Origin of the sequence: Maribrevibacterium harenarium, from assembly GCF_006385675.1 — a bacterium.
Classification (GTDB): Bacteria; Pseudomonadota; Gammaproteobacteria; order Pseudomonadales; family Marinomonadaceae; genus Marinomonas; species Marinomonas harenarium.
The window spans coordinates 1-5,725 of sequence record NZ_VFRR01000076.1; the positions used below are offsets into that span (position 1 = coordinate 1).

The 5,725-nt window shown below is 42.3% G+C and carries 6 protein-coding genes and 1 pseudogene; all 7 read right to left on the bottom strand.

Features of this window, described 5'->3' with window-relative positions; all coding sequences use genetic code 11:
- Window positions 1-851: 851 nt before the first annotated feature.
- A complete protein-coding gene (locus FJM67_RS16775; RefSeq protein WP_328591935.1) occupies window positions 852-1,070 on the bottom strand; it encodes an IS66 family transposase in 219 nt (72 codons plus the stop codon).
- Window positions 1,013-1,624, bottom strand: coding sequence for an IS66 family transposase (locus FJM67_RS16780; protein WP_140591792.1), 612 nt, complete (start codon window positions 1,622-1,624; stop codon window positions 1,013-1,015). The genes FJM67_RS16775 and FJM67_RS16780 overlap by 58 nt, the downstream gene beginning before the upstream one ends.
- Before the next feature lie 34 nt (window positions 1,625-1,658).
- A complete protein-coding gene (gene tnpB, locus FJM67_RS16785; protein WP_140591795.1) occupies window positions 1,659-1,910 on the bottom strand; it encodes an IS66 family insertion sequence element accessory protein TnpB in 252 nt (83 codons plus the stop codon).
- A 113-nt stretch (window positions 1,911-2,023) separates the two neighbouring features.
- The gene (tnpA, locus tag FJM67_RS16790; RefSeq protein WP_140591797.1) at window positions 2,024-2,329 is read right to left on the bottom strand and encodes an IS66 family insertion sequence element accessory protein TnpA; all 306 of its coding nucleotides are present in this window, start codon (window positions 2,327-2,329) and stop codon (window positions 2,024-2,026) included.
- Between the two features lie 278 nt (window positions 2,330-2,607).
- Complete coding sequence (locus tag FJM67_RS16795; RefSeq protein WP_140591800.1) at window positions 2,608-3,132, bottom strand: hypothetical protein; 525 nt, start codon at window positions 3,130-3,132, stop codon at window positions 2,608-2,610.
- Window positions 3,133-3,183: 51 nt separating this feature from the next.
- Window positions 3,184-4,167: a hypothetical protein gene (locus FJM67_RS16800; RefSeq protein WP_140591803.1), complete on the bottom strand. Its 984-nt coding sequence runs from the start codon at window positions 4,165-4,167 to the stop codon at window positions 3,184-3,186.
- Window positions 4,168-5,033: 866 nt separating this feature from the next.
- Window positions 5,034-5,420, bottom strand: a pseudogene (locus FJM67_RS16805) (transposase); the annotation flags it as partial.
- Window positions 5,421-5,725: the final 305 nt, after the last annotated feature.

Sequence of the window (5,725 nt, forward strand, 5' to 3'; positions counted from 1 at the left end):
TCGGCGAAGGAAAGCTGGTTCATTGCGGGTAGGAGTCACAGTTAATTTAAGTCGGCAAGATTGTCTCATGTTGCCGACTTAATCGCATGTTCCCTAGTAATTGTTTTCCGGTCAACTGGTAAAGGACGCCAATTTTTGGGGATTTCATTCCGCATTACTGGTAAAGATGTGCTCGGGTGAGGGGATTTGGTTCCGCATTACTGGTAAAGATGTGCTCGGGTGAGGGGATTTGGTTCCGTATTGCCGGTGAAATTGTCCGGTTAATTTGTAAAAACGTCAATATTTTGGGATTTCATTCCGCATTACTGGTAAAGATGTGCTCGGGTGAGGGGGATTTGGTTCCGTATTGCCGGTGAAATTTTCCGGTTAACTGGTAAAAACGTCAATATTTTGGGATTTCATTCCGCATTACTGGTAAAGATGTGCTCGGGTGAGGGGGATTTGGTTCCGTATTACTGGTGAAATTTTCCGGTTAACTGGTAAAAGAGGCGAATTTAGGATGATTCCACACCGGTTTTCCACTTTACTGGTAATGCTTTCCACTTTACTGGTAATGCTTTCCGCTTTGCTGGTAAAGCGTAAGAAAATAGCGTTATTTATCAAAAGCTTGTCGCCACCTAAAACATGTAATAAACAAGAACAAAATAAATAAAATATAAAACATCCCTGTTATACACCGACATTAATGTATATCATTTATATTAAAGAAGCCTGATATTTCACATTAAAGTTTGATAATTTACAGTTATTCCGCGTGACTCTTTGACAATAAAACTCCATAGATCGGGGGAGTTCGTTGGAAAAAAATATCAAACTTTATTGTCGCTGAATTTGACGGATAGCCACTGTTTTTATCGGAGATCCATGATGGTAGAGCTCTGGATATAACGACCGAGGTTTTGTTGTTCCCGCATTAAGTTAATCAGAGGCTTAAAGACATCATCCAATCGGATGATCCAATTCGCCATATTATTGCGACCGATTTCGTGACCAAGACGCGCTAACATGCCATCTAAGCGATACAGAGGTAACCCATCGGTATATTTTGATGTGATGATGTATGCCAACAAGGAGGTGGTGGCAACGCATTTACCCAGCGGATGATTTGCTCGCCAGTAAAGGATTCGAACACCGCTTTTTCTTGCCAGATCTCGATCACGTTAAGCTGAGCGGGGATAAACTCCAGTTCCTCTTTCACTTTAGTGAAGAAGGTTTTGGTTGCACCGGCTTTTTCGTCATCGCTTAGGCAGATCTCACGACGGATTCGGTTCAATGAGGCCGAGAAGCCACGTTGACGCTGACGACTCTGCTTGGTTTGTGCTAGCTCTGGGCTCAATGAGTCTTCTGGAATCTCATCAATCAGATCATCAATCGCGTTTTCCAGTTCTACCTCATCAAACAGGTTGATCTGAAACGGCTGTTTCTCACTCTTGGCGGCGAAGCGTTGTACTTTTTGCAGACGGATGATTTCTTCAAGACGCTCGATATAGGCATCACGCTGTTTGATTTCAGTATCACGCTGAGCTAAGACCGAGTCTTTTTGCAACAGCAAAGACACTAGTTCAGCTTGTGATAGCTGACTGTAATCCGGCTTTTTGGAGTGAGATTTGGGAGCGATTTTCATGGCAATATGTTAGCAAAAATCACTGCCAAAATCCTCAGCAAAGTGCCTCATAATACAAGGTTTTATGGCCTTTCATTAAGCTGAGATCGTAGCCATCCAGCAGCCAATTAATCTGTTCACCGGTGAGGGATACCAACTCATCCGAGGCTTTGGGCCACTTAAACTTTTCTTCTGCTAAACCTTTGTAATGGAGCACGAAGCCATTGTCTTCCCAGATCACGCACTTGATCTTATTGCGATGCCGATTAGTGAACGCGTATAAGGCTCCGGAAAAAGGATTGAGCAAGAGCTAGGGCACAATCAGCACTGCCAGTCCATGGGCCTGCTTTCTAAAATCCACCGAGTCTCGATACAAAAAGATCTGGGGTAAATTTAGCGAGGGGCGCAGATAACGAAGTTTCATAAAGTCGCTACCAGAAGGGGCACCAACGAGACATTAGTCACATCAATACCACGAATGATCACCCCATTGGGAAGCAGGATTTCTAGATCGCTCGTATGCGGAGAAGACGTTGCCAGTGCTACCGGTACTAATTTCGATGCAGTTGTCGAGTCAGCGGCAGGCGAAAACTTCTGCCGCCAATAGCTAAACTGATGGTACACCAAACCCTCTTGTTCACAGAAGGCTTTGATGGACACGCCAGAGGCTCGCCACTTTTCGATATGATCAGCCCAAGTTTGGTTTAATGCTATGTTTTCATTCATATTGTGTGCTCCGTGGGTGATTGGGACGAAGCACAGTGTGGTCGGGGTTAGGTGCGAAAACTAGAGGCTGATTTAATGACGCTTACTGAGAATGGGTTGATATACCAACGAAACTCGCAGCAAAACCTGTTAGCTTACCTAGAGCGGTAGTTAGTGACATTCACGCGATTGGTAGTGGTAACAAAGTGGCTCGTTGGGACTGTTTAACTTGACGCACTTGCATCCAGCTTCCCAGATCAATGCCGCTTGTGCGATTGCTAATACCGGCGCTAACGCTTTTAGGCCGTGTTTGAGGTTTGTATTAGTGCGTAAGCACCACGAATTGCTGAAATAATCGCATCTGTGTCAGCTTGTAATGTAGTAGATAGGTGCCTTAACACAAATATGCTGACTAGCGCTGTGTGTTCCATATCCATCGGTAGTGCTGCGTGTCCCTTTGTTCCGCTCGCCGATATGTATATGCGTTGGTGCTGTCGTTGAAATGCTATCGTTTTGCCTGGTCGCCGGAATTCGGCTCCTGGGGCATACCCTAACAGCACACTCGCCATTCGCATAATTTCGTACATCGATAATTCCAGTGATGTCTTCCGTTCGTATAAAGCAGTCTGATTCGAAACGGGAGATACCTCGATGCCAAGGGTTGGCCGTTTTACCTTATCACCTGTGAGTTTCGTGGCGCTACCATTGTAAGCAGAGGTATTGTCAGGCTGCGAATGATTGATAGCCTCAAAGTCAAAAATATGTTCAATTTGAAAGACGCCCTTCGAGCCAAAGCACCGAATTTTGTTGTGAAAATCAGACATTTTGTTTCCTTTATTTATTAATATGCTCTCTTCTTAATAGATATAACACCTCTACTCTTTGTGATCGACTTTGGCTTTGTAGCGGTAAGCCGACAAGGACACGATATACGGTGATGATTCGAGTTTGCTATCACATCTCGGTTTGCTACTTGTTCTCATTTCATCTATGCGACGATAAATAACCTTTGGCATGGGGGGCACGACAGCGATAATTCCTGATACTTTTATTACTTGACGCACTTTTCCCTCTGAAGTAGGTTGGAAAAAGGTCAAATTAGCAATCATTTTAGGCGGTTTAGTTTGAACGATGGCCAGAGGTGCGCCATCATTTTTCTCGATTAGATCTAGAGCAACATTTAAAGCCTTACTCTGAAGGTGTTGCTCAGCGAACTCACGTTGGGCTTCTACATCTTTCAATCTCTTAAATGAGTTATGGTTTCGAGCCCATGACAATGAAACTGCCCCAATTTGTTGACTAAAGGTGTGAATATTCGTGTAGGCTCGATTCAGGTCTATAGCCTCAAAGTTCATAGACTTAAACAAACGATTTATTAGTCGCCATTCAGATTCTATGACTGGGACTATTTTTTCAGCCTCGATATCCTTTCGCAGGGATCGTAACTGATTTTCTTGGAAAAATTCCAGCGCATCTGAAAGTTTTCTCGCATTGTTCGCCTTGATTAGTCTACGTAACTGAACAGTGGCATTTTTGAAGTCATTCTTGACAGCATTGAACTGGTTAATGAGTGCAATACTTTGATCTGTCAACGTGACTACACCGCATTTTATATTAATATCAGTATCCAATAAATCATTATCACTTTGATAAACGAGTAGTGTAATTGAATCAGCTACAGCTTTTCTATGATGATCAGATCGATATTCCTCAAGATCAATAGGAGAATCATCCTTTTCAATAGGAAGTATGACACTAAATAATGAGTCTTCTAATATTGCCTGGTGTACTTTCCCAGCATGTTGATGAAGTTTTTTTGTGGCGTCTTTGAGATGCAATAAAGCTTCCATAAAGTACATAGGCTACTCAGTATTTTCTGATTGATAAAAATTAAATCATATCTAATGAATATTATAAATGATATAGGATAAATATTCGATATGAAATTATACCACCCCCGCATCGATAACCAACCTATTTACTTAACTCACTCTTCTATTCAAATTATATTTACCTTACTAATTTCAAGGATTTTCTTCCTTATCACTCCTTCGCCTACCTGATTTACCCTTCAGAAAGGACCGCTTCGCGGCCTAAGTGATGTTAATAGTGAATTTTTGGCTGACATAGGGAGGAATAGGGAAGAGGGAGTTTTTGAGAATTTCAATATATATGGTGCGGGGGTGGTATAATTATTCTTTTTAAACTTGTTATTTAAGGATAAAGAGTTGTCTTTGACCTAACGCAATTTTTATAAAAGTATTTATCGGCACTAGCAGCTAGTTGGGCATTTATTATTTCCGGTAAAATTTATTATCGGAAATAATAAAAAGTAGTGTTTTATGTGTATCACGTTAGCTTATTAATACCTAATACACTATGATGCGCCGCGTTTGTATGACGTTAGACCTATTTGTGAAAGTTAAAAAATCTCTAAAGCTGATCAATCAGTTTCATATCGAGTCTATCAATCAGATGGATTACCTCATGATGTAATCAACGGCTTTCTTAGGAATCGTGATCATCGTGGTTATGCTCCTCTAACAATTAAGAGTCACGCAGTTGACCTCAAAGAGTTTTTTGCGTGGTTAGGGAACATGCGAACAAGTCAGAGAATTTTGGTCTGACTTGATTCACACGCTTGTAACGCTTCAAAAGAGTTAATGAGCCACAGTTTCTCCCTTCTATGGTGCTTCAAGCACCTTAAACCCGTCATTTGGACGGACTAACCCTGTGCAGACCGTATCATTTGGTCTACTCGTAGCATATTTCCAAGTGCAAACATAACGGCAAGCTTGTTGTCATTTTTAGTCAGGCCCTTATAGACGGCCTTGCGAAAACCAAACTGACATTTCAAAATCCTAAACGGGTGTTCGACTTTCGCCCTGATGCTCGCCTTTAAGTATTCTCTTCTGATCTGCTGCTTATTTTTACGAGGGTGCTTTTTCCAAGCGCGTATCTTGCTAGGCATCTCAGCCACTAACCAATCGACTTTCCGATCCTTATTTTCAGAGCGCTTTTCTACGCCACGGTAGCCGGAGTCCGCCGATACAAAGGATTCATTACCATGAAGGAGCTCTGGCAGTTGGTTTAGATCATGATCATTAGCTGCATATTTCGGAGCATTCCGACCAGCCATTTCGGGATTATCCGATCGCCCATTTCGGTTTAATCCGATCACCGGTTCCGCGATTATACGATCACTTTTAGCCCCACCCCGGAATCGGCGATCGGAATAGCGAAAAACGTGATCGGAATGCCCGAAACCCTTCCTTTTTCTCTTTTAAATCAATAGGTCGCTATTCTTTACTTCTCAAACAAGAAGGGGTTCTAGGGATTTTCCCCTCTAAAAAGACATAATCCTCTGTAGACCACACCAATAAATGGCTGCGGAGGTGGTTTACTTTCAGCTTGGAG